At 70.5% G+C, this 21,825-nt stretch carries 22 protein-coding genes and 1 pseudogene; 13 read left to right on the top strand and 10 right to left on the bottom strand.

The window, feature by feature from the left end; translation table 11 throughout:
• Positions 1-35: 35 nt before the first annotated feature.
• The 3 genes from ACX28W_RS26335 to ACX28W_RS26345 form a co-directional block, all read right to left on the bottom strand.
• Positions 36-2,132, bottom strand: a complete 2,097-nt coding sequence (locus tag ACX28W_RS26335) for a hypothetical protein (RefSeq protein WP_459001900.1) — start codon at positions 2,130-2,132, stop codon at positions 36-38.
• 150 nt (positions 2,133-2,282) lie between these two features.
• The gene (locus ACX28W_RS26340; protein ID WP_459001901.1) at positions 2,283-3,260 is read right to left on the bottom strand and encodes an isopenicillin N synthase family dioxygenase; all 978 of its coding nucleotides are present in this window, start codon (positions 3,258-3,260) and stop codon (positions 2,283-2,285) included.
• Positions 3,241-3,699 carry a nucleoside deaminase gene (locus tag ACX28W_RS26345; RefSeq protein ID WP_362066519.1) on the bottom strand — a complete coding sequence of 153 codons (459 nt, stop codon included), beginning with the start codon at positions 3,697-3,699 and terminating at the stop codon, positions 3,241-3,243. The genes ACX28W_RS26340 and ACX28W_RS26345 overlap by 20 nt, the downstream gene beginning before the upstream one ends.
• A 101-nt stretch (positions 3,700-3,800) precedes the next feature.
• Here ACX28W_RS26345 and ACX28W_RS26350 point away from each other — a divergent pair, with 101 nt between their 5' ends.
• Positions 3,801-5,081, top strand: coding sequence for a PucR family transcriptional regulator (locus ACX28W_RS26350; protein ID WP_459001903.1), 1,281 nt, complete (start codon positions 3,801-3,803; stop codon positions 5,079-5,081).
• A 21-nt stretch (positions 5,082-5,102) separates the two neighbouring features.
• On the opposite strand, the gene ACX28W_RS26355 is transcribed toward ACX28W_RS26350, so the two are convergent.
• From ACX28W_RS26355 to ACX28W_RS26365, 3 genes and pseudogenes are all read right to left on the bottom strand, one after another.
• A complete protein-coding gene (locus ACX28W_RS26355) occupies positions 5,103-5,753 on the bottom strand; it encodes a class I SAM-dependent DNA methyltransferase (RefSeq protein WP_459001904.1) in 651 nt (216 codons plus the stop codon).
• A 97-nt stretch (positions 5,754-5,850) separates the two neighbouring features.
• Positions 5,851-6,621: pseudogene (locus ACX28W_RS26360) on the bottom strand (zinc-binding dehydrogenase); the annotation flags it as partial.
• Positions 6,622-6,663: 42 nt separating this feature from the next.
• Positions 6,664-7,071: a hypothetical protein gene (locus tag ACX28W_RS26365; protein WP_459001905.1), complete on the bottom strand. Its 408-nt coding sequence runs from the start codon at positions 7,069-7,071 to the stop codon at positions 6,664-6,666.
• A 110-nt stretch (positions 7,072-7,181) separates the two neighbouring features.
• Between ACX28W_RS26365 and ACX28W_RS26370 the strand changes: the two genes are divergently transcribed.
• Positions 7,182-8,141 carry a helix-turn-helix domain-containing protein gene (locus tag ACX28W_RS26370; RefSeq protein ID WP_459001907.1) on the top strand — a complete coding sequence of 320 codons (960 nt, stop codon included), beginning with the start codon at positions 7,182-7,184 and terminating at the stop codon, positions 8,139-8,141.
• The gene (locus tag ACX28W_RS26375) at positions 8,089-8,202 is read left to right on the top strand and encodes a DUF397 domain-containing protein (protein ID WP_459001909.1); all 114 of its coding nucleotides are present in this window, start codon (positions 8,089-8,091) and stop codon (positions 8,200-8,202) included. Before ACX28W_RS26370 ends, ACX28W_RS26375 begins: the two co-directional genes overlap by 53 nt.
• Before the next feature lie 79 nt (positions 8,203-8,281).
• Here ACX28W_RS26375 and ACX28W_RS26380 read toward each other — a convergent pair whose 3' ends face one another.
• A complete protein-coding gene (locus tag ACX28W_RS26380; protein WP_459001910.1) occupies positions 8,282-9,694 on the bottom strand; it encodes a purine-cytosine permease family protein in 1,413 nt (470 codons plus the stop codon).
• 193 nt (positions 9,695-9,887) lie between these two features.
• On the opposite strand from ACX28W_RS26380, the gene ACX28W_RS26385 reads away from it, so the two are divergent.
• Positions 9,888-10,835 (top strand): DMT family transporter, encoded by a 948-nt coding sequence (locus tag ACX28W_RS26385; protein WP_459001912.1) that lies wholly within the window; start codon positions 9,888-9,890, stop codon positions 10,833-10,835.
• On the opposite strand, the gene ACX28W_RS26390 is transcribed toward ACX28W_RS26385, so the two are convergent.
• Together ACX28W_RS26390 and ACX28W_RS26395 are read right to left on the bottom strand one after the other, a co-directional pair.
• Positions 10,732-11,613 carry a LysR family transcriptional regulator gene (locus ACX28W_RS26390; protein ID WP_459001914.1) on the bottom strand — a complete coding sequence of 294 codons (882 nt, stop codon included), beginning with the start codon at positions 11,611-11,613 and terminating at the stop codon, positions 10,732-10,734. The genes ACX28W_RS26385 and ACX28W_RS26390 overlap by 104 nt on opposite strands.
• Positions 11,613-11,999: a PLD nuclease N-terminal domain-containing protein gene (locus ACX28W_RS26395; RefSeq protein ID WP_459001916.1), complete on the bottom strand. Its 387-nt coding sequence runs from the start codon at positions 11,997-11,999 to the stop codon at positions 11,613-11,615. The genes ACX28W_RS26390 and ACX28W_RS26395 overlap by 1 nt, the downstream gene beginning before the upstream one ends.
• A gap of 88 nt (positions 12,000-12,087) precedes the next feature.
• On the opposite strand from ACX28W_RS26395, the gene ACX28W_RS26400 reads away from it, so the two are divergent.
• From ACX28W_RS26400 to ACX28W_RS26435, 8 genes are all read left to right on the top strand, one after another.
• The gene (locus ACX28W_RS26400) at positions 12,088-13,542 is read left to right on the top strand and encodes a menaquinone biosynthesis decarboxylase (protein ID WP_459001918.1); all 1,455 of its coding nucleotides are present in this window, start codon (positions 12,088-12,090) and stop codon (positions 13,540-13,542) included.
• Positions 13,539-14,441, top strand: coding sequence for a menaquinone biosynthesis prenyltransferase MqnP (mqnP, locus tag ACX28W_RS26405; RefSeq protein ID WP_362066497.1), 903 nt, complete (start codon positions 13,539-13,541; stop codon positions 14,439-14,441). Before ACX28W_RS26400 ends, mqnP begins: the two co-directional genes overlap by 4 nt.
• 81 nt (positions 14,442-14,522) lie before the next feature.
• On the top strand, positions 14,523-15,197 hold the full coding sequence (locus tag ACX28W_RS26410; protein ID WP_459001920.1) for a UbiX family flavin prenyltransferase: 675 nt from the start codon (positions 14,523-14,525) through the stop codon (positions 15,195-15,197).
• A 103-nt stretch (positions 15,198-15,300) separates the two neighbouring features.
• Positions 15,301-15,756, top strand: a complete 456-nt coding sequence (locus ACX28W_RS26415) for an Lrp/AsnC family transcriptional regulator (RefSeq protein WP_459001922.1) — start codon at positions 15,301-15,303, stop codon at positions 15,754-15,756.
• A gap of 41 nt (positions 15,757-15,797) precedes the next feature.
• A complete protein-coding gene (mqnE, locus tag ACX28W_RS26420) occupies positions 15,798-16,961 on the top strand; it encodes an aminofutalosine synthase MqnE (protein WP_362066489.1) in 1,164 nt (387 codons plus the stop codon).
• Between the two features lie 47 nt (positions 16,962-17,008).
• Positions 17,009-17,548: a GNAT family N-acetyltransferase gene (locus tag ACX28W_RS26425; RefSeq protein ID WP_459001924.1), complete on the top strand. Its 540-nt coding sequence runs from the start codon at positions 17,009-17,011 to the stop codon at positions 17,546-17,548.
• Positions 17,549-17,655: 107 nt separating this feature from the next.
• Positions 17,656-17,958, top strand: a complete 303-nt coding sequence (locus ACX28W_RS26430) for a DUF4229 domain-containing protein (RefSeq protein WP_459001926.1) — start codon at positions 17,656-17,658, stop codon at positions 17,956-17,958.
• A 74-nt stretch (positions 17,959-18,032) separates the two neighbouring features.
• Complete coding sequence (locus ACX28W_RS26435) at positions 18,033-18,698, top strand: TetR/AcrR family transcriptional regulator (RefSeq protein ID WP_459001928.1); 666 nt, start codon at positions 18,033-18,035, stop codon at positions 18,696-18,698.
• Here the strand turns inward: ACX28W_RS26435 and ACX28W_RS26440 are convergent.
• A complete protein-coding gene (locus ACX28W_RS26440) occupies positions 18,640-19,527 on the bottom strand; it encodes a MaoC/PaaZ C-terminal domain-containing protein (RefSeq protein ID WP_459001930.1) in 888 nt (295 codons plus the stop codon). The two genes, ACX28W_RS26435 and ACX28W_RS26440, sit on opposite strands and share 59 nt — an antisense overlap.
• Before the next feature lie 298 nt (positions 19,528-19,825).
• Between ACX28W_RS26440 and ACX28W_RS26445 the strand changes: the two genes are divergently transcribed.
• Positions 19,826-21,730 carry an AMP-dependent synthetase/ligase gene (locus tag ACX28W_RS26445; protein ID WP_459001932.1) on the top strand — a complete coding sequence of 635 codons (1,905 nt, stop codon included), beginning with the start codon at positions 19,826-19,828 and terminating at the stop codon, positions 21,728-21,730.
• The last annotated feature ends 95 nt before the right edge of the window (positions 21,731-21,825 follow it).

The following is a 21,825-nucleotide window of genomic DNA, read 5'->3' on the forward strand; positions in this document are numbered from 1 at the left end:
CCCTGCCTTGAGTCATCACTGACCCCTGCCCTGTGTCATCCCTGACTCCCGTCTTCGTCGTCGCCCGGGATGCGCAAGGGGCGGCCGGCGAGCGCGTCCGACGGCCACTCCCGCGAGGCCCGCCACAGCAGCGGGTTGCCCGCGGTCCGCAGATTCGACAGTTGCTCCAGCTCGAAACGGAGCCGGTCGGACACCTTCGGGTCCGGCAGCACCAGCGGGTCGGTCAACTGCCACACGGCGTGCAGCAGCCGTCGCACCCGCAGATGCAGTACGGCGTCCACGCCGTCCGGCTGCGGCGGCTGGGCCGCGTCCGTGCGGCCGAGCGCGATGGCCGCGCGGTGGTCGTGGCCGGCGAAGTCGCGGCCCTCCGGGTCGTGCGCGTGGTAGTACGGCGCGGACGCGATGAAGACCAGCGCCGAGAGCCAGCCGCGGGTTTCGCTGCCCGGGAAGGCCTCCCGGAGGTACGCCACCGCGACGTCGGCCTTGCCCAGGGCGAGTTCGTGGTGCAGCCGGTAGCGGGCGCGGTCCGCTCGGTCCCCGTCGCCGTAGTGGTCGATGAGGGTGCGGTGGACGGCGCGCCAGCGGGCGTGGTCCGGGTCGCTGTGGTGCAGCCGCAGCAGGAGCAACGCGCGCAGGAAGGGGTCGCCGACGAACTGCCCGTCAGCCGTCGCCCAGCCTTCCTCCGCGAGTCGCTCCTCCAGGTCGAGGACGCCCGACGCGCCGAAGTCGTCGGAGAGCTGGACCTCCGCGAGCGCGCACGCCGAGTCGCGGTCGTGGGCCGCGGCGAGCACGGTCAGCTCGTCCAGGCGGCCGCCGGGTACGAGCCGGTCGAGGAGTTCCTGATAGGTGGGGTGGCCGTCGTGGTCCTCGTGGACGGCGACGTCCGCCGTGAGCATCTGGCCCAGGGAAGTGGCCCCTTGGGGCAGGTTCTGCCGGGCGGACTCCGCGAGCAGGGTGACGCCGAGCGGGCTGCCGCCGGACAACCGGTGTGTGGCGTGCGGGAGTTGTGGCGGCATGTTGAAGCCCTGGGCGGCGCCGCCGACGAGGTGCAGCGTGTCGTCCGGGGTGAGCGGCGGCAGCGCGACGAGCAGGGCCCGCGAGGACGGCGAGGTGCCGGGTGTCCAGCCGGTGTGCCGGGCGACCTCGGGCAGGGCGCGGCGGCCGGCGTTGCGCAGCGCCGGGTGGGTGTATCCGCGGAGGGCGGCGAAGAAGACGACCTGGTCGGCGATGCCGTCGGCGCGGTCGCGCAGCACCGGCTCCATGAGGCCGAGGCCCGCCGGATCCTGCACGTTGTCTATCAGTACGACCGGGCGGCCCAGCCGGTGCGAGCGCTGCATGACCCCCGCGTACGCGTCGTCGAGGTCGGCCAGCAGGGCCCGTACGAGATAGCGCTCGGCGTGTGTGCGGGAGTCGCCGCCCGCCCGGAAGTGCGCGGAGAGCAGGATCAGGCCGAGCTTGGGATTGCCGCCGGCGTTCGGATAGTCGCGGTACCAGGCGGCCGCCCGGCGCAGTCGGCGGTGGGCGGGGGCGATCCCCTCGGCGAACGCCTCCAGGGTCGCCTCGATGATCGGCTCGACCACCGGCCCCGTACTGCTCATCGAGGCGACGAGCTTGGCGATGACCTTGCTCACCCAGCGTCCCGCGAACCCCGACAGTCGCGAGCCCGTCTCGTTCAGCAGCAGGATGCGCTCCGCCTCCTGCCGGATGCGCGGCACGTCACGGTCGCTCCAGCCGCCCGCCGCCACGGCGAGCAGCCCGGACGCCAGCCGCGGAAAGCCGATCCGCCCGGCGCCCGTCACCGGCTCGGCGAGCTGCTCGGCGACGGTGGTGAGCGCCTGCCCGACGGGAGACCAGGCCTCCGCGGGCCGCTCCGGCGGCGGGCCGGTTAACTGCCGCTCCTCGCCGTCGATCAACGCGACCGGCGTATGGCCGCGATACGCGTCCCGCAGCTCGCGCAGCACCGCGCTCTTGCCGAGCCCGCGACCGCCCGCGAACACCACGAAGGGCAGTTCCTTCGGGTGTTCGTACGGGGACGCGCGGTGCTGGTACGGGCGCAGGCCGACGAGCCGCGGAGCGAGACCGGGCGGATCGATGTCGAACAGCGCTCCGCGTCCGTGCAGCCCTCTGTGCACCGCATCTCCCCCTGGCGCGGTCCGGTCCTGCTTATGCTGCTGTGAGGTGTATCAACACCAGGGTAAAGAGGGGGAGTTGGTTCGGACTAGGGCTGGTGATGTCCGTTTGGTTACGAAAGTTTTCCGCGGTGTTCCCGGACCTACTCGGACCTATCCGACGGTGATCGAGTCCAGCTTCTCGCGCAGATAAACGTGAGAGTCCACGGGCGGGTACGCGACGCGCCCCACCGGAGCGGGCACGGACTCCACGACCGTCCCCGGTGTGCACTCCCCGAAGTAGACGAGGGACATCAGCTCCTCGGCGGGCGCGTCGGCGGGTGGCGGCAGCACGCGGTGCCGGCCCGAACGCCACCGGTCTCCGGTCCAACGGGCCATCAGGTCACCGATGTTGATGGTGAAGGCGTCCGCGTCGAAGGGCGCGTCCTCCCAGCCGCCCTCGTCCGTGTAGACCTGAAGACCACCCTTGCCCGCCTGCCGGTCGAGGATCGTGACCGTGCCGAAGTCGGTGTGCGGGCCGATGCGGAACTGACCCGGCTGGGGCTCGCCGATGACCTCCGTCCCCGGGTACCAGTTGATGTTGAAGCCGTAGGTGGGATGGTCCATGTGCCGGGTGAAGAAGTCCGGCTCCAGGCCGAGGGCTTCGCCGAGGAGCTCGAGGAGATGGTTCTCCAGCTCGCCCATCCTCGTCAGATACTCCTCGCACAGCTTCTGGAGTTCCGGGGCCTCGGCGGGCCACACGTTCGGCGCGTACCACTCCGCGTTGATCTCCGGGTCCTCGAACGGCTCGTGCGTCGCGAACGTCAGCGACTCCTTGAGGTCCGGCGGGGTCTCCGTACCCTCCGAGTACCCGTTCGCCTCGGCTCCCGGCCCGAGCCAGCCGCGCCCGCCGACCTGGGCGGCGTACGGCTGCTTCGTCTCGGCGGGCAGGGCGAAGAAGGCGCGGGCGGCCTCACGGATACGGGTGCGCAGGGCGGGGTCCACGCCGTGGCCGGTGACGAGGAGGAAGCCCGCGGTCCGGAGCGCGTCGTCGACGGTGCGGGCGATGCGGGTGCGGGCATCGGGGTCGCCGTCCAGCCAGGGCCGCAGGTCGATGGTCGGGATGCGGGGCTCACTCACCGATGTCCTCATTCCACAGTGCCGGGTTGTTCTTGATGAAGTCGCGCATCACGGCGGTGCACTCGGGGTCGTCCAGCAGCACGATCTCCACGCCGTGCTCGGCCAGCCAGTCGTGGCCGCCGTGGAAGGTGGTGGCCTCGCCGATGACGACGCGGGAGATCCCGAACTGTCGGACCAGACCGCTGCAGTACCAGCAGGGGGAGAGGGTGGTCACCATGGTCGTACCGCGGTAGCTCTTCTGCCGTCCGGCGGCGCGGAAGGCTGCCGTCTCCGCGTGCGTCGACGCGTCGTCGTCCTGGACGCGGCGGTTGTGGCCGCGGCCGAGGAGGGTGCCGTCCGCGCCGTACAGCGCCGCTCCGATGGGGATGCCGCCCTCGGCGAGCCCGGCGCGGGCCTCCGCGACGGCGGTCGCGAGCCACACGCGTGCCTGTGCCTGATCGATGCGCTCCATGACTCCTACTCTCCTGTGGCCGAAACACCAGGGCAACGTGCGGAAAGTACTCTCCCGGGAGCCCGCACCCGGACGGACTGTCAGCGCCTCTGGAGGTTCCCGTGCCCGCACTCACCCTCCGCGAGATCCTGGCCCTCGACCCCGTCCGCGGCAGCGAACCCGAACTGCTGGCGGGCGAGAGCGCCCTGGACCGCCCCGTCCGCTGGGTGCATTCGAGCGAGGTGTACGAGGGTGCCAACTTCCTCGACGGCGGCGAACTGCTTCTCACCAACGGCTTCGGGCTGACCGACGCCGACGAGGGGACCCGGCGGCGGTACGTCCGTGAGCTGGCCGCGCGCGGTGCGGCGGGCCTTGCCGTGGAGGTCGGGCGGTCGCTGGTGCGGATGCCCGAGGAGGTCGCCGACGAGGCGCGACGGCTCGGCCTGCCGCTGCTGGCCCTGCACCGGGTGGTCCCGTTCGTCCGCATCACCGAGGCCGCGAACCGGGCGATCGTCGCCCGCGGTCTTTCGGGGCGCTCTTCGGCCGTACGGCCCTGGGGCGACGACCACTCCGCCGCCCTGCTCGCCGACCTCGCCGACGGGCAGGCCCTCAACCAGCCCGAGGTGGAGGCGCGGGCCGCGCTCGCGGGGTTCCATCCGGGGCCGGGGGCGCGGCTGCTCGGGGTGTCGGCGCACGGGGCGCGGGATCTGAGCGGGGTGGACCGGGCGGCACGGTCCCTGGGCGGGGTCGCGGTGCTGCGGGCGGCGTTCCCGGGGGACGTACTGGCGCTGGTGGCGATGCCCGGGGCGGGCGGCGCCGCGGCGTCGGGCGCGCGGGATGTCGTACGGGCCGTGCAGGAGGCCTTCCGGGCGGTCGCGGAGCCTGGGGTGACCGTGGCGGTCGGGCACGCGGTCGTCGCGGGCGGCGGCTGGCTGCGGTGGAGCGAGACGCTACGGGCGGCGCGGACCACGCTGGAACTGGCGCTCACCGTCCCGTCGGCCGAGCCCGGCGTGTCCGGCGGCCCGGTCGTCACGTCCTCCCGCGCCCTCACCTTGGAGCGGGAGCTCACCCGCGGCGGCGTGGACGCCAACCGTGACCGCCTCGCCCGCCTGGTCCAGCACACCCTGGGCCCCCTGCTGGCCTGGGAGGCGGCCCACCCCAGCGACCTCGTCCGCACCCTCGAGGTGCACCTCCGCCACGGCTGCTCACCCACCCGCACGGCCGCCCTGCTCCACATCGGCCGCCAGTCCCTCTACCAGCGCCTCGAACGCATCGAATCGTTGCTCGGCCTGGAGATCGGCGACCCGGATCTGCTCGGCGAGCTGCTGGCGGCCCTGTGCGCGCACCGGATCGTGCGGGGGGTGCCGGTGGCTACGGGGGCGGGCTTGCGGACGGTGGCGTGACCGTTGGCGGGGCCGTGCGGGTCAGCCGTGCTGCTCCGGCTTCCGGGCGAGGACGAAGGCCTGCGGGGTCTTCTCGCGGGCGTCGGCCTCGCGCACGAGCCGGGCGACCTCGATGAGCCCGGCCGCGCGGAGGAATTCGGCGACGCGCTCGGGCGGGAACCGATAGACGTGGAGGTCCACGTCATGGCCGTACGCGTGCTCCAGGCGCACTCGCTCGTCGCCCACCTTGAAGGCGATCAGCAGGTGGCCGCCCGGCGCCAGCACCCGGTTGAACTCCTGGAAAAAGATCGGCAGTTCATCGAGTGGTGTGTGCACCGTGGAGTACCAGACGAGAGCCCCCGCGAGCGAGCCGTCCTTGATGCCGAGGTCGGTCATCGACCCGACCTCGAACCGTAGTTGAGGATGATCACGCCGGGCCACCGCCACCATCTCCGGCGACAGATCGATCCCGTACGCGTCCAGGCCGAGCCCCTCCAGATGCGCGGTCACCCGCCCCGGCCCGCACCCGAGGTCCGCGACCTTCCCACCCCCGCCTGCCCGCACCTTCTCCGCGAACGCGGCCAGCATGGCCCGGTCCAGCGGCTTGTTCCCCAACTCGGCCCTGAGGAGATCGGCGTAGTCGACGGCGACGGTGTCGTACGACGCCCTGATGGCGTCCAGGTGAGAGGTCATGGCCGCGAAGGCTAGCCCCGGGCACTGACAGTCCGATGCGTGCCACCGTTGGGGTGGGTCAGCCGGCCGGCCCCCACGGCCACTTCGCGAGGGACGTTCAGGTTGTCGCCCGGAGCAGCAGCTTCGCCGTGCTGGTTCGCGTTCCCATCAGATGGTGGGCCGCTTCCGCCTCCTCCAACCCGAACTCAGCGGTCACCGGCAGGGACACCACCCCGTCGGCCACCGTCCGGAACGCCCGTTCGGCGAGGGCGCGCAGTTCGGTCGGTGCTGTCTGGGCCAGGGTGAGGATGGAGAAGCCGGAGACGGACAGGGCCAGCGGGTAGAGCTCGGGCCGGCCCACCTGCCACGGCTCGGCCGAGCTCGCGTTGCCGAAGGAGACCGGGCGGCCGAAGGGGGAGAGGGAGGCGAGGCTGCCGCGCAGGGTTTCGCCGCCGACCGGGTCGAGGGCCAGGTCCACTCCGCGGCCGTCCGTCGCGGCCCGCACCTCGGCGCTCGTGAAGGGGCCGACGAAGACCTCGTCGTAGCCGTGGACCAGCGCGTACTTGGCCTTCGCCTCGCCCGACACCACCCCGTACACCGCCCCCGCGCCCGCCGCCTTCGCCAACTGGCCCACCACGGTGCCGACTCCACCCGTCGTGCCTTGCACGAGCACCGTCTCGCCGGGCTGGAGTCGTCCCACGGTGTGGATCAGGGCGTACGCCGTGGGCACCACGGTCGGCAGGGTGGCACCCGTGCGCAGGTCCAGGCCGTCCGGCAGCGGGAACACGGTCACGGCGTCCGCCACGGCCACGTCCGCGTACGCGCCGCCCGCCGTCAGCGCGGTGACCTCCTGGCCGGGCCGGAGCCCCTCGACGCCGCCGCCGACCGCGTGCCAGACCCCGCGTCTCCGGCATGATCCGCCGGACCGGCCCTAACCGGTCGGTGTGCCGTGGTCTGCCCGCAGGTGGCGGCGCAGCAGCACGTTGGCGTCGGTCTCTTCGGTGCCGTCGCGTCGGGCGCGGGCGTCGTCGCGCAGTACGGCGAGTTCCGTGCACGTCGGGCAGTCGGGCACGGGGGTGGGCGGTCGGGTCAGGTCCTCGCCGTGACATACGGTCGCGGCGGCCTGTCCGGAACGGGCGTTGGCCGCCTTGAGCGTGGCGGCGAGCCGTTCGTCCGCCGTGGCCGGGCGGAGCCGCCCCGGGTCGGCCTGCCACTCCCGCCCGCCGCCCACGGGTCGCAGCATCACGTAGGGCCCCGCCCTGTCCCGGTACTCGCCCACCTTGCACTCCACCGGGTCGTAGACGAGCGTGCCGGGCTCCGGATGCGTCGTTTCCGTCATGTACGTCCGTCCTCGCTGGTTACTCTGGGTGTGATCAGCGTTGCCCAGCGCAACGGCCGGGTTCAATGCGGGACGCGTGACAGTGGCCCACTGTCACGAAGGGGGATGTCATGAGCCGACGCAATGCCGAGGGCGGATCGGCGGCCAGCACGGCCGTCGTGTTCGGGGAGGTGTTGAAGCACTTCCGGGAGGCGGCCGACCTTCCCCAGGAGGGCCTCGCCCGCCAGATCCCGTGCGATCGCTCTCAGGTGGCGAGGGTGGAGGCGGGTACGCGGGTCCCGCAGGACACGTTCGCGAAGAAATGCGACGAACTGCTCGGGACGGGTGGGGTGTTGCTGCGGTTGTGGGGGCGGATCGACTGGTATCCGGAGGTGCAGCATCCGGACTGGTTCGAGCGCAGGGCCGAGATGGATGCGAAGGCGGTGGCGCTGCGGGCGTATCAAGAGCGGGTCATCCCCGGCCTGTTGCAGACGCCGGGCTACGCGCACGCGCTGTTCTCCCAGATCGCGAGCGGTGACGAGGTGGAGGAACGCGTCCGGGCCCGGCTGAGCCGCCAGCCGCGCTTTCTGGCCGACGGCGGCCCGCTGTACGTCGCCGTCCTGGACGAGAGCTGTCTGCGCAACGCGGTGGGGAGCCCGGAGGTCATGCGTGAGCAGTGCGCGCATCTCCTGAGTGTCGGGCGGCGCCCCAACATCCGTATCCAGGTGGCCCCGGCAGGGCTTTTCGGGCTCATCCGCCCCAGGGGCTCGATGTCGTTGATCGCGCTGCCCGACGGGCATCAGTGGGTCTACTCGGAGTCGCTGGACCGTGGCCATTTCAACGACGATCCGGCCGTCTTCGCGCGCTACCGCCAGACCTATGATGTGCTCAGAGCGGACATCCTGTCAGCCCGCGAATCCGCCGCTCTGATCAGCGATGTGATGGAGGGGTACGAGCACGATGGACAGTCACGAACTCGTCGCGGCGACCTGGATCAAGAGCAGCTACAGCGACAACAACGGCGGCGACTGCGTCGAAGTGGCCCCCGGTTTCCCCGCCGTCGTCCCCGTCCGCGACAGCAAGAACCCTGACGGGCCTGTGCTCATCGTCGAACGTGCCGCCTGGGCGGCGTTCGTGGCGTACGCGAAGTAGGCCCGAGGCCGCCGCCGAGGGGACCCTTCTTGGAAACGGCCAACACTTTGACCCAAAGTGTTGGCCGTTTCCAAGAAGCCTATGCCGCGTCGGCGGCACGGGGCGGCACGCGCCGCCCCCGCAGGGCCGCGTACAGCCCCGCACTCACCGCGAAGCCCACCAGGCACGTCACATCCCCGAACGACGGCCAGTGCTCCGGCACCCACCCCACGTACTTCTCCTGGTTGGAGAAGAGGGGGACGGAGACCGCGACACCGGTCAACAGCGCGGTCACGCCGGGCCAGTTGGTGAAGGAGAGGTCGCCCAGTCGTCGCGTCAGTTCCTCGTCGGGGACCCGGGCCTGACGCCAACGCTCCACCAGGGCGACTCCCAGCCAGGGGCCCACCCAGTACGCGATGATCAGCAGGAACGCCTCGTACGCATGGCCCGCGTCCGACAACGACGCCCACGCCGCCGCCGTACCCGCGACGCCGCACAGGACGACGATCGCGCTGCGGCCCAGCCACTTCGGCAGCTTCAGACCGAGCGACGTGATCGACATGGCGGAGGAGTAGACGTTGAGGGCGTTCGCCGAGACCGCGCCCAGGATGATGGCCAGCAACACCAAGTTGCCGAGCCAGGAGGGGAGATGGCCGGTGAAGGCCGCCGTGGGCGTCGCGCCTTCGGGGGCCACGATCGTTGCCGACGCGGCGCCGATGAGGGCGACCACCGCGATGGAGATGAAGAGGCCGAGGGCCGGGTAGAGGGCCGTCTTGAAGCGGTTCGCCGTGCGCGGAAGGTAGCGCGAGTAGTCCGAGGCACCCGGGTTCCAGCCGGCCGCGTACCCCCACGCCGCGCTGAAGGCGAGCAGGAAGCCGCCGATGCCGCCGCCGGCGTCGGGGGCGCCGAGGTCGGCTTCCTTGAAGGTCCACACGCCCGCCAGCAGGAAGACGAGCGCCAGCACCGGGAACGCGTACTTCTCGAAGGCGTGTACGAAGTTGTGGCCGATGAAGCCGATCACGATCTCGGCCACGACCACCAGCAGCAGAGAGGGCAGGGGGCGCAGGTCCGTCAGGGTGTTGAGCGCGAAAGCGGCGCTCACACTGTTCACCGCGAACCAGCCCACGCCCGCCACCAGTGCGTTCACACCCGACGGGAGCAGGTTCCCCCGGTAGCCGAAGGAGAAGCGGCCGAGCGCCATCTGCGGGACGCCGAACCGCGGCCCGTCCAGCGACAGCACCCCGTGTGTCAGCGAACCCAGCGCCGTACCCAGCAGCAGCGCCGCCGACGCCTGCCAGAAGTTCAGGCCGAAGAAGAGGACCGAGATCACGCCGATGTACACGGTCGCGAACTCGATGTTCGGGGAGGCCCACGTCCACAGCAACTGGAGCGGGCTGCCGTGGCGTTCGGCGTCGGGGATCGGTTCCGAGCCCGCCGTCTCGACGGCGATGACTTTGTCGCCGTACTCGGGGGTGATCGGTGCGGTGGTGGTACCGGCGGGTGCGGTCGTCATGCACCGTAAGTGTCCGGGGCCGACCCCCGCACGGGCAGGGGCGCACTGTCCGCTTCGGGAGGCTCGTCGGCGTACACCTTGTACGGGCGCCGGACCGGGCGCCGGACCGGTATCGGCGCTGCCGATCGGGCCATCGGCAGGACGCCCCACTGGCCCGTGGCCCGCCCCCGGCCGCCGCTCCTACCTTCGGGCCATGACCACGGACAGCAAGGGCATTGCCCAACTCACCACCGCCATGATCCTCTCCGGCACCCTCGGCGTCTTCGTCGTCGAGTCCGGCGCCTCCCCCTTCAACGTCGTCTTCTTCCGCGTTCTCTTCGGCGCTCTGGCGCTGGGCGCGTACGTCGTCGCCCGCGGCTGGCTGCGCGGCCACGGGTTCACCCCGCGCACCCTCGGACTCGCCGCGCTCGGCGGCGTGTTCATCGTGTTCAACTGGGTCTTCCTCTTCCAGTCGTACGAGAACACCTCGATCTCGGTGGCGACGGTCGTCTACCACACCCAGCCGTTCTACGTGGTGCTGCTCGGCGCCCTGCTCTTCCGCGAGCGGCTGACCGTGGCGAAGGTCGGCTGGATCGCGCTCGCCTTCGCGGGGCTGATCCTGGTCTCGGGCGTCACACCGGGGGACCTCACCAGCGGCGGCGGCTATCTGACCGGCATCGGCCAGGCCCTCCTTGCCGCACTCCTCTACGGCCTGTCGACGGTGGTCACCAAGCGCATCACCGGGGTACGCCCGCACCTCATCGCCCTCGTCCAAGTCGTCGTCGGCATCCCCCTGTTGCTTCCCTTCGCCGACTTCGGCGCGATGCGCGGGACGGGTGCGGGGTGGGGCTGGCTGGTCGGGCTCGGGGTCATCCACACCGGTCTGATGTACGTGCTCATGTACTCCGCGTACGCCAAGCTCCCGACCGACAGGATCGCCGTACTCGCCTTCACCTACCCGGCGGTCGCGATGGTCATGGACTGGGCGGTGTACGGGCACCACATCGGGCTTGTCCAGGCGCTGGGTGTCCCGCTGATCGTGACCGCCAGCCTGAAGGTCACCCTTGCTCGGCCACGAGCCGCCGCGCCTGCTCCACGAACAGCCGCGCCCGCGCCGGAAGCCGCTTCCCGGCCCGCCACGCCAGTTGGGTCCGAAGCGTGAAAGGCGGCTGCCAGCGCAGTCGTACGAGAGAACCCTCCGCGAGTTCGGCGGCGACCGTCACCTCGGGCAGCAGCGCGATCCCGAGGCCGGCCGCCGCGGCCCGTTTCGTCGCCTCGATCGTGCCGAACTCCGTGAAGGACACGGGTGAGTGCGAGGTGAGCTCGCGCTCGAACAAGTCCCGGTAGGCGCAGCCGGGTTCGGTGGCGAGCAGCGACTCCCGCACGAGATCGGGCGTGGTCACCGTCTCGTCGGAGAGCGGATGGCGCGGTGCCGCCACCAGTGCCAGCGGTTCCACCGCCAGCACCGCGACCTCGAGACCCGCGTGCTCGGTCTCCTCCTCCATCAGGAAGCCGACGTCGTAGGTGCCCTGCCGCAGCGCCTGCCGGGTCTCGTCGCCGATGGTCGTGCGCAGGGAGAGCCGTACGCCCGGATAGCGGTGGTGGAACAGTTCCAGGAGGGGGAGGAGGCGGTAGGAGGTCAGCGACTCCATCGTGCCGACGGTCAGCGTGCCCGACGGCTCCCCGGTGCCGACGACGGCCGCCCGCGCCTCGTCGTTCAGCTCGATGATCTGCCGGGCGTACGGGAGCAGGCGCTCACCCGCCTCCGTGAGCCGGATGCGGCTGCCGAGGCGGTCGAAGAGTTCGGTGCCGAGCGAGGACTCCAGGGCGCGGATCTGACCGGTCACGCTGGACTGGGCGTACTTCAGCTCGGTCGCGGCCTGGGTGAAGCTCAGTACCGTCGCGACCTTCTCGAAGGTCACCAGCAGCCGTAGCTCCATCAGCCCCCGGACTCCTCACCCCGCTCGCGCCGCCGCAGTTCCTCCTCGCGGCGGTGCAGGTCGGCCTCCCAGTCCTTGAGGCGTGCGTCGTCGTTCTTCTGGCTCTCGTCCTTGAGGGACTTCAGGAACTCGGGGTTGTCGTCGGGCGCGACGAACTGGCTGCGGCCGTTGCGGGCGGGTCCCGGACCGTTCCCCGCGGCCTTGCGCACCTTGCCCGCCACCAGCCACGCGACCGGACCGATCAGCACCTCGCCGAAGAGCAGCACGATGATCACCCACACGACCTTGGGCAGGTGCCTGACCTCCTCCTCGGGGGTGTTCAGGCAGTCGATGAAGGCGTAGATCCACAGCGCCAGCACCAGTAGAAACGGCAGATACCTGAGCATGGCCGAATGATCCCCCAGGGAGCGGCGGCGGGGCGGCGTGGGGCCCCGGTGACGCGGCCAGGGTAGCGGGTGTCCGATACTTGGCCGTATGGCTTACGACGATCTTCGCTCTCTGCTCCGGGCGCTGGAGCGCGAGGGCGACCTCAAGCGCATCAAGGCCGAGGTCGACCCGTATCTGGAGGTCGGGGAGATCGTCGACCGGGTACAGAAGGCGGGTGGACCCGCGCTGCTCTTCGAGAACGTGCGCGGTTCGGCGATGCCGCTCGCCATGAACGTGTTCGGGACCGACCGGCGGCTGTTGAAGGCCCTGGGGCTGAAGTCGTACGGCGAGATCAGCGAGAAGATCGGCGGGCTGCTCAGGCCCGAGCTGCCGCACGGGTTCGTCGGTGTCCGCGAGGCCTTCGGGAAGCTCGGCGCGATGACCCACGTACCGCCGAGGAAGGTCAAGGAGGCGCCGGTCCAGGAGGTGGTCCTGCGGGGTGACGACGTCGACCTCGACGCCCTCCCCGCGCTCTTCACCTGGCCTCAGGACGGCGGCTCCTTCTTCAACCTCGGGCTCACCCACACCAAGGACCCCGAGTCCGGCATCCGCAACCTCGGGCTCTACCGCCTCCAGCGCCACGACAAGCGCACCATCGGCATGCACTGGCAGATCCACAAGGACAGCCGGAACCACTACCAGGTCGCGGCGCGGCGGGGCGAGCGGCTGCCGGTCGCGATCGCCTTCGGGTGCCCGCCTGCCGTGACGTACGCCTCGACGGCCCCGCTGCCCGGTGACATCGACGAGTACCTGTTCGCCGGGTTCATCCAGGGCAAGCGGATCGAGATGGTGGACTGCAAGACGGTGCCGTTGCAGGTGCCCGCGAACGCCGAGGTCGTACTCGAAGGCTGGCTGGAGCCGGGCGAGATGCTGCCCGAGGGGCCGTTCGGTGATCACACCGGGTTCTACACGCCGCAGGAGCCGTTCCCGGCGCTGACGATCGACTGCGTCACGATGCGGAAGCGGCCGCTGCTTCAGTCGATCGTCGTAGGCCGTCCCCCGACGGAGGACGGACCGCTGGGCCGGGCGACGGAGCGGTTCTTCCTCCCCCTCCTGAAGATCATCGTGCCGGACATCGTGGACTACCACCTCCCCGAAGCGGGCGGCTTCCACAACTGTGCGATCGTGGCGATCGACAAGAAGTACCCCAAGCATGCCCAAAAGGTGATGCATGCTGTCTGGGGCGCGCACATGATGTCGCTGACGAAGCTCATCGTGGTCGTCGACTCGGACTGCGACGTCCACGATCTGCACGAGGTCGCGTGGCGGGCGCTCGGCAACACGGACTACGCCCGCGATCTCACCGTCGTCGAAGGACCGGTCGATCACCTCGACCACGCCTCCTACCAGCAGTTCTGGGGCGGCAAGGCGGGCATCGACGCGACGCGGAAGTGGCCCGAGGAGGGGTACACGCGGGACGGGGGGTGGCCGGAGATGGTGCTGTCCGACCCGGAGACGGCGGCGACGGTCGACCGCCGCTGGAAGGAGTACGGACTCTCGTGAGCAGCGCATCAGCCGCGATCCCGCAGCCGGGGCGCACCAAGGCATTCCTGCGTCTCGTCATGATCGAGCACTCGGTGTTCGCGCTGCCCTTCGCCTACATCGCCGCGCTGACCGCGATGTTCCAGATGGACGAGAACATCCACTGGGGCCGGCTGCTGCTCGTCACGATCGCGATGGTCGGGCTGCGCACCTTCGCGATGGCGGCGAACCGGATCATCGACCGTGAGATCGACGCCCGCAACCCCCGTACCGCCCACCGTGAGCTGGTCACCGGCGCGATGACGGTGAAGCACGCCTGGACGGGCGCGCTGGTGGCCCTGGTCTTCTTCCTCGGCGCGGCCGCCCTCCTGAACCCCCTGTGCCTCGCCCTGGCCCCCATCGCGGTGATCCCGATGGTGGTGTACCCGTACGGCAAGCGGTTCACGAACTTCCCGCAGGCCATCCTGGGTCTCGCCCAGGCCATGGGCCCGGTCGGCGGCTGGCTGGCCATCACCGGCGAGTGGTCCTGGGACGCGGTGATCCTGGGGCTCGCCGTCGGGATCTGGATCGGCGGCTTCGATCTCATCTACGCCTGCCAGGACGTCGAGACGGACCGCGAGGTCGGCGTGATGTCGGTGCCGGCGCGCTTCGGGATCCCGGCCGCGATCCGGGGCGCCCGCGTCTGCCACGCCATCACCACGGCGCTCCTCGTCTGGTACGCCCTCGCCACCGACGCGGGTGCGTTCTTCTGGTTCGGCCTGGTCATCGTCGCGGGCGCCTTCCTCTACGAGCACTCCATCGTCAAGCCGCACGACCTGTCCCGCCTGAACCGGGCGTTCTTCTCGACGAACGGTTTCATCGGGATCAGCCTGTTCGTGTGTGCGCTGCTCGATCTTCTGGTGCGGGGTCTGACCGTCTGATGCGGGGTCTGACCGTCCGAGTGGATCCGAAGGCGTCCGGCCGGTCCTGAGCGTCGTCCGACTCGCCGGTAGCATCAGGGTGTGAACGCAGGAGAAACACAGCGCACGCCTTGGATCGTGGGGGTGTCGGGCGCCTCCGGTACGCCGTACGCGGCCGCTGTGCTGCGTGCCCTTCTGGCAGCGGGGGAGAGCGTCGACCTGGTCGTCAGCAGGGCCTCCCGGCTCACCCTGCTCGACGAGACCGGCCTCCCCTTCCGTGACGCCCACTGGCAGGACGACCTGCGGGAATGGCTCGCGCGGGGCGCCGACGGAAAGCCCGGCGTCTTTGACGTACCCATCGACGACGTACGGCACTGGAGCGCGGGCGACTTGGCGGCGGGGCCGTCCTCGGGCTCGTACCCCGCGAAGGGCATGCTCATCGTGCCCGCCTCGACGGCCTGTGTGGCCGGAGTCGCCCTCGGGCTCTCGAAGGACCTGTTGCAGCGCGCCGCGAGTGTGACGCTCAAGGAGGGGCGCAAGCTGGTCGTCGCCGTGCGGGAGACTCCGCTGAACGGGCAGACGCTGCGGCATCTGGTCTCCCTGGACGACGCGGGAGCGACCGTGCTGCCCGCCTCGCCGGCGTTCTACGCGGGGGCCACGCACATTCAGGACCTGGTGGACTTCGTCGCCGGGCGGGTGCTGGACGCGGCGGGCGTCGGGCACCGGCTGTACCGCCGGTGGGAGGGCGAACTCGGCGGCGGCTCCCGTACGACCTGAGCGGCACCGTACGACCTGAGCGGCACCGTACGACCTGAGCAGCACCGGGCAACATCGCACCACCCACGACTCACACACACTTCAGCGGAAGGCTAGCGATCGCATGGACGCGGTGGACAGGCAGCTCATCCAGGCCCTGAGAGAGAACGGCCGGGCCTCCTACGCGGAGCTGGGGCGCCTAGTCGGTCTGTCGGGACCCAGCGTCACCGACCGCATCAACCGGCTGGAGGCGGCCGGTGTCATCACCGGTTACCGCGCCACCGTCGACTCCGCCTCGCTCGGCCTCGGCGTCACGGCCCTCATCGGCATCTCGCTCTCCGACGCCGCCGACCACGAGGACGTGGCCCGTCGGTTGCGGGACCTCAGCGAGATCGAGGACTGCTGGTTCATCGCGGGCGACGACTCCTTCATGCTCAAGGTGCGGGTGAGCGATGTGGACGGTCTGGAGAAGACCATCCGACGTCTGTCCGGAACGAAGGGCGTCTCCCGGACCCGTACGACGATCGTGCTCTCCACGAAGTGGGAGAACCGGGTCGGGGAGCTTCCGGAAGAAAGCTAGGCGTACGGTTGGGACGGTTCGTCACGAGGAGAGGTAAAGGCATGGATGTCGGGCTCAAGCGCGAGCTGGAGGACAAGGTCCGGGCCGGTGAGCGGCTGACCCGCGAGGACGGCATCGCACTCTACGAGTCGGACGACCTGGCCTGGCTCGGCGGTCTCGCCCACGAGGTGCGGACGAGGAAGAACGGCGACGTCGTCCACTTCAACGTCAACCGCCACCTCAACATGACGAACGTGTGCACCGCGTCTTGCGCGTACTGCTCGTTCCAGCGCAAGCCGGGCGAGAAGGACGCGTACACGATGCGCATCGAGGAGGCCGTCCGCCTCGCCAAGGCGATGGAGAACGACAACCTCACCGAGCTGCACATCGTCAACGGCCTGCACCCGAACCTGCCGTGGCGGTACTACCCCCGGTCGCTCAGCGAGTTGAAGAAGGCGCTGCCGAACGTCTCGCTGAAGGCGTTCACGGCGACGGAGATCCACCACTTCGAGACGATCTCCGGCATGTCGGCCTCCGACATCCTGGACGAGCTGATCGAGGCCGGCCTGGAGTCCCTCACCGGCGGCGGCGCGGAGATCTTCGACTGGGAGGTCCGACAGCACATCGTCGACCACCGGACGCATTGGGAGGACTGGTCGCGCATCCACCGGCTCGCGCACGAGAAGGGACTCAAGACCCCGTGCACGATGCTGTACGGGCACATCGAGGAGCCTCGGCACCGGGTCGACCACGTCCTGCGTCTGCGCGAGCTGCAGGACGAGACGAACGGCTTCCAGGTCTTCATCCCGCTGCGCTACCAGCACGACTTCGTGGACATGAAGGACGGCAAGGTCCGCAACCGCCTTCAGGCACGCACCCAGATGGCGACCGGCGCCGAGGCCCTGAAGACCTTCGCGGTGTCCAGGCTGTTGTTCGACAACGTCCCGCACGTCAAGGTCTTCTGGGTCATGCACGGCGTCCAGACCGCGCAACTCGCCCTCCAGCACGGCGCCGACGACATGGACGGCTCGGTCGTCGAGTACAAGATCACGCACGACGCCGACAACTACGGCACGCCGAACAAGCTGACGCGCGAGGACCTGCTCGATCTGATCCGCGACGCGGGCTTCCGGCCGGTGGAGCGGAACACGCGGTACGAGATCATCCGCGAGTACGACGGTCCGGACCCGGCGCGCAGGGAGTCCCCGCAGCCGATGCGCGTCTGACGCCCTGACCCCGGCGTTCCACCCTCGGCGTTCTACCCTCGGTGGTTGTGCCACTGACTTTCACCGTTTTCACGCGGGACGCGAAGCCGACCCACCCCCTGCCCGACCAGTTGCTCACCCTCTGGACGGATGTCACCGACGCGGGAGGTGCGGTCGGCTTCGTGCCGCCGGTGACACCCGCCGACATACGGCCCCGGGTCGAGGACCACCTCACCGCGATAGCCGACGGCCGCACCCGTCTCGTGGCCGCCTTCACCGCCGACGGGCGGCTCGCCGCCACCGCGTTCCTCGCCTTCAACGACCACCCTCTGATGCGCCACTGGGCCTGGCTCTACACCGTCATGGTCGACCCCGCCCTCCAGGGCCGCGGCTACGGCGCCGCCCTGCTCCGCGCGGCCGAGGAGGAGGCCCGTTCGCTGGGTCTGGAGGCGCTCCGTCTCACCTGCCGGGGCGGCACGGGCCTGGAGCGCTTCTACGCCGCCGCGGGTTACAAGGAGGTGGGCCGTGTCCCCGACGCCATCCGGGTCGCCCCCGGTGACGACCGCGAAGACATCATGCTGTTGTTGCCCCTCCCGCAGGGTGACTGACGCGTGGGTGACCGAGGGCCCCCTGCAAGATCGTGCCGTCGTCGTGCTTCACTGGACGGTGGATTTTGGGAACGTTCCGGCGGTTCGAAACGGAAGAGTGGATTGAGATGCTCCGCTACACACTGATGCGCCTAGGTATCCTCGTGGGCTGCTTCGTGGTCGTCTGGGGCCTTGTCTACTCGGGTATCGCCCCGCGCGGCCTGGGATCGTCCAACGGTATGTGGATCGTGCTGCTCTCGCTCGTGATCTCCGCACCGATCAGCTACGTGGTCCTGCGCAAGGAGCGTGACCGGGCGTCGGTCCAGATCGTGGAGCGGGTGGACCGGGCGAAGGCGAACCTGAACGCGAACCGCGACCAGGAGGACGACGCGGTCGACGAAGCGGCGCGGGCGCAGAGTCAGGCCTCCTAGCCCGGTCCGACGAAAACACGGCAACCGGGGCCGTCGAAATCAGGCCCCGGGACCGCGGGCCTAGGCTGTGGCGTATGGGTGCAGTGAAGAGCAAGCGGATGCCACGTGCGGTACGCGAACAGCAGATGCTGGACGCGGCCGTGCGCACCTTCGGCCAACGGGGCTACCGCGCCGCTTCCATGGACGAGATCGCCGATTACGCGGGCGTGTCGAAACCGCTGGTGTACCTGTACCTGAACTCCAAGGAAGACCTCTTCACCGCCTGCATCCGCCGCGAGGCGACCGCGCTCACCGCCGCCGTCCGCGCGGGCGTGCGCCCCGGCCTGCCCGCCGACCGCCAACTCTGGGAAGGGCTACGGGCGTTCTTCACGCACACCGCGGAGAACCCCGACGGCTGGGCGGTCCTGCACCTCCAGGCCCGTACGCACGGCGAACCCTTCGCCGCCGAGGTCACCGCGATGCGCGAGGAACTCGTCGCCTTCGTCACGGAGTTGATCGTGGTCGCCGCCCGCGAGGCACACCGTGACCCGAATCTCCCGGAGCGCGAGGTGGCCGGGCTGGCCGAGGCCCTGGTCGGCGCCGCCGAGTCCCTCGCCGCCTGGGCGAACGCCGCCCCCGGCGTCTCCGCCAAGCAGGCGGCGGCGACCTTGATGAACTTCGCGTGGGCGGGCCTCGGCAACCTCATGGAGAACCGTCCCTGGTCGGCTCCGCAGGAAGCAGGGGGTGGATCTCTCCGGTGAGGTGGAGAAGGGGGCGTTCGCCCGGACCCGCACCCGGGCCGCGGAGTGCGAACACGGAGCCGTCGGCGGCGTAGGCGACGGTGCCCGGGAGGAGTACGGGGGCCCTGAAGTCGGCGCGTACGCGCACCGCGGACTGCGGACCGTGTTCGGCGAGGCAACGGGCGACGGTCCACATGCCGTGGGCGATGGCGCGCGGGAAGCCGAACAGGCGGGCGGCGAGCGGGTGCAGGTGGATGGGGTTGCGGTCGCCGGAGACGGCGCCGTACCGCCGCCCGACGTCGCCGCCGAGACGCCATTCCGCGCGGACGGGAAGGGGTTTGCTCTCATCGGGGGCCCGCTCGGGCGTGCGCGCCCCGGTAGTCGTCCGGTGTCGCGCGAGATACGTACTTCTCGACTCCCACACAAGCACGCCGTCGACTCGTGCCTCGGTCACCACGGCGGCCTCGGTACCGCGTCGGTGCGGCGCCAATCCCTCGACCCGCACGCCGAGTTCGTACGCGCCGGTGGCGGCCAGCTCCTGCCGCTGCCTGATCTCGATCGAGGTGTGGACGAGCCCCAGCAGCGGCAGCGGGAACGAGCGGCTCGCCATGATCCGCATGGCGAGCGGAAACCCGAGAACATGCGGGTACGTGACCGGCAGGGCGTCCGCCCCCGTGGCGAACCCGCAGACCCGCTCGTACCTGGCGAGCCGGGCGACATCGATGCGGATGCCGGGGAGGACGAGGCGGCTCGGGTGGACTTCGGCGTCGGAGCGCGGGCGCTTGAACGGGGAGAGCAGGGCGCCTTGGGCCAGGAGAGGGGTCAGGGCGGGGGAAGAGCGGTCGGCCATGGTCCAACTCCCAGCTCGGACATGTATGTACGCCAGAGTAGGGTTACCCGGGGTAAGGGCATATTAGGCAGGGTACTCAGCCCGTCCGGCGCTTGAGGGTGAGCCTTTCTCGGCACCCCGGGTAACTCGCACCCCGCCCGCCCCAGACGCCCACAAACCCCACACCCCGGCGCCGTACGATCCATCACTCCTGCCACGAATGCCTCACATGCTCTCGCATGAACCCCCCATCTCCCAGGCCCGTATGAGGCTTTAGCCCCTCACGTCACCCTGGCCCCGGCAGACAAGGAGCCGCCCCATGTCCAGCCTGTCCAGCCCGTACTCCTCCGCACCCACCCTCGTGGAGCCCGAGATCAGGCGGCTGGACGGAGTCGTGCGCGAGGTCGCCGTGCCACCGCTCGTGGGCGAGGTGACCCACGGCTCCCTCGCGGACATCCCGTTCGACAACGCGACCGCGGCACCCGGGGAGGCGGTCCTCAGCCGCAAGGGCCTCGACGGCGCATGGGAGGACGTGACCGCGTCCGAGTTCGCCGCACAGGTGCTGGCGGTCGCCAAAGGGCTGATCGCCGAGGGCCTGGTCCCCGGGGACCGGCTCGCGATCATGGCGCGGACGACGTACGAGTGGACGCTGCTGGACTTCGCGGCCTGGGCGGCGGGCCTGGTCACCGTCCCCATCTACCCCACGTCCTCCCTCTTCCAGGTCCGCTGGATCCTCCAGGACTCGGGGGCGGTCGCCCTCGCCACCGAGACCGTCGCGCAGTCCGCCGCGATCGGCCCGGAACGCGACCGGATCCCCGATCTGCGGCACATGTGGGTCTTCGAGAAGGGGCATGTGGAGCGGCTGGCCGAGCTGGGCCAGGACATCCCCGACCAGGAGGTCGCCGTACGCCGTGGGGTGTTGGGTCCCGACACGCTCGCCACCCTCATCTACACCTCCGGCACGACCGGCCGCCCCAAGGGCTGTGTGCTCACCCACGGCAACTTCTTCGCCGAGATCGACAACGCGATCGATCTGCTCTACCCCATTTTCAAGGCGAAGACGTCGGACCCCGCGTCCATGCTCCTCTTCCTTCCCCTCTCGCACGTCTTCGGGCGGATGGTCGCGATCGCCTGTCTGCGGGCGCGGGTGCGGCTGGGTCACGCGCCGAGCCTGCGGACCGAGGAGCTGCTGGCGGACCTGGCGAGCTTCCGGCCGACCGTCCTGCTGGCCATCCCGTACGTCCTGGAGAAGGTCTACAACACCGGCCGGGCGACGGCCGAGAAGATGGGCCGCGGCTCGTCCTTCGACCGGGCTGCGGGCATCGCCGGCCGTTTCGGGGAAGCGGTCGAGGCCCGGCAGCACGGCACGGGCCCGGGGCCCTCGCGCTCCCAGCGGGCGGCCCGCGCCCTGTACGATCCGCTCGTCTACCGCCGTATCCGCAACGCCCTGGGCGGCAAGGTCCGTTACGCGATCTGCGGCGGCTCCCCGCTCGGCCGCCGCCTCGCCGCGTTCTACGCGGGCGCCGGCATCGAGGTCTACGAGGGTTACGGCCTGACGGAGGTGACGGGGGCCGCGACGATCACGCCGCCGCTCAAACCCCGGCTGGGGACGGTGGGCTGGCCGTTGCCGGGCACCCGGGTACGGATAGCCGCGGACGGCGAGGTACTGCTGAGCGGCGGGCAGGTGTTCCGCGGGTACTGGGATCCGCAAGGGGGCGGTGTGGTCGACGCGGCCCCGGACGGCTGGTTCGCGACGGGTGACATCGGCGAGCTGGACGACGGCGGCTATCTGACCATCACCGGCCGCAAGAAGGAGATCCTGATCACCGCGGGCGGCAAGAGCGTGGCCCCCGCGCCCCTGGAGAACTGGCTCCGCTCACACCCGCTGATCGCGCAGGCCATCGTCCTGGGCGACCGCCGCCCCTACGTCACCGCTCTCATCACCCTCGACCTCAACGGCGTCACCCACTGGCGCCAGATGATCGGCAAGCACCCCGTGCCGCCCGAACTCCTCGTCGACGACCCGGAGTTGCGGGTCATTCTCCAGCGTGCCGTCGACGAGGCCAACAAACTCGTCTCCCGGCCCGAGTCCATTCGCCGCTTCGCCGTCCTCCCGGTGGACTTCACGGAGGAGGCGGGCCATGTGACCCCCACCATGAAGCTCAAGAGGGCGGCGGTCGAACGGGACTTCAGCAAGGAGATCGAGGAGTTGTACGTGCGCTAGCCGGCTAGGGGGTGTCGTTTGGATCACCTCGGATCAGGCCGCGGCGCCTGGTGCGGCGCATCGCAAGGCGGAGCATGACCCGCGTACTGGGCGTA

Source organism: Streptomyces sp. SD15 (assembly GCF_054462255.1).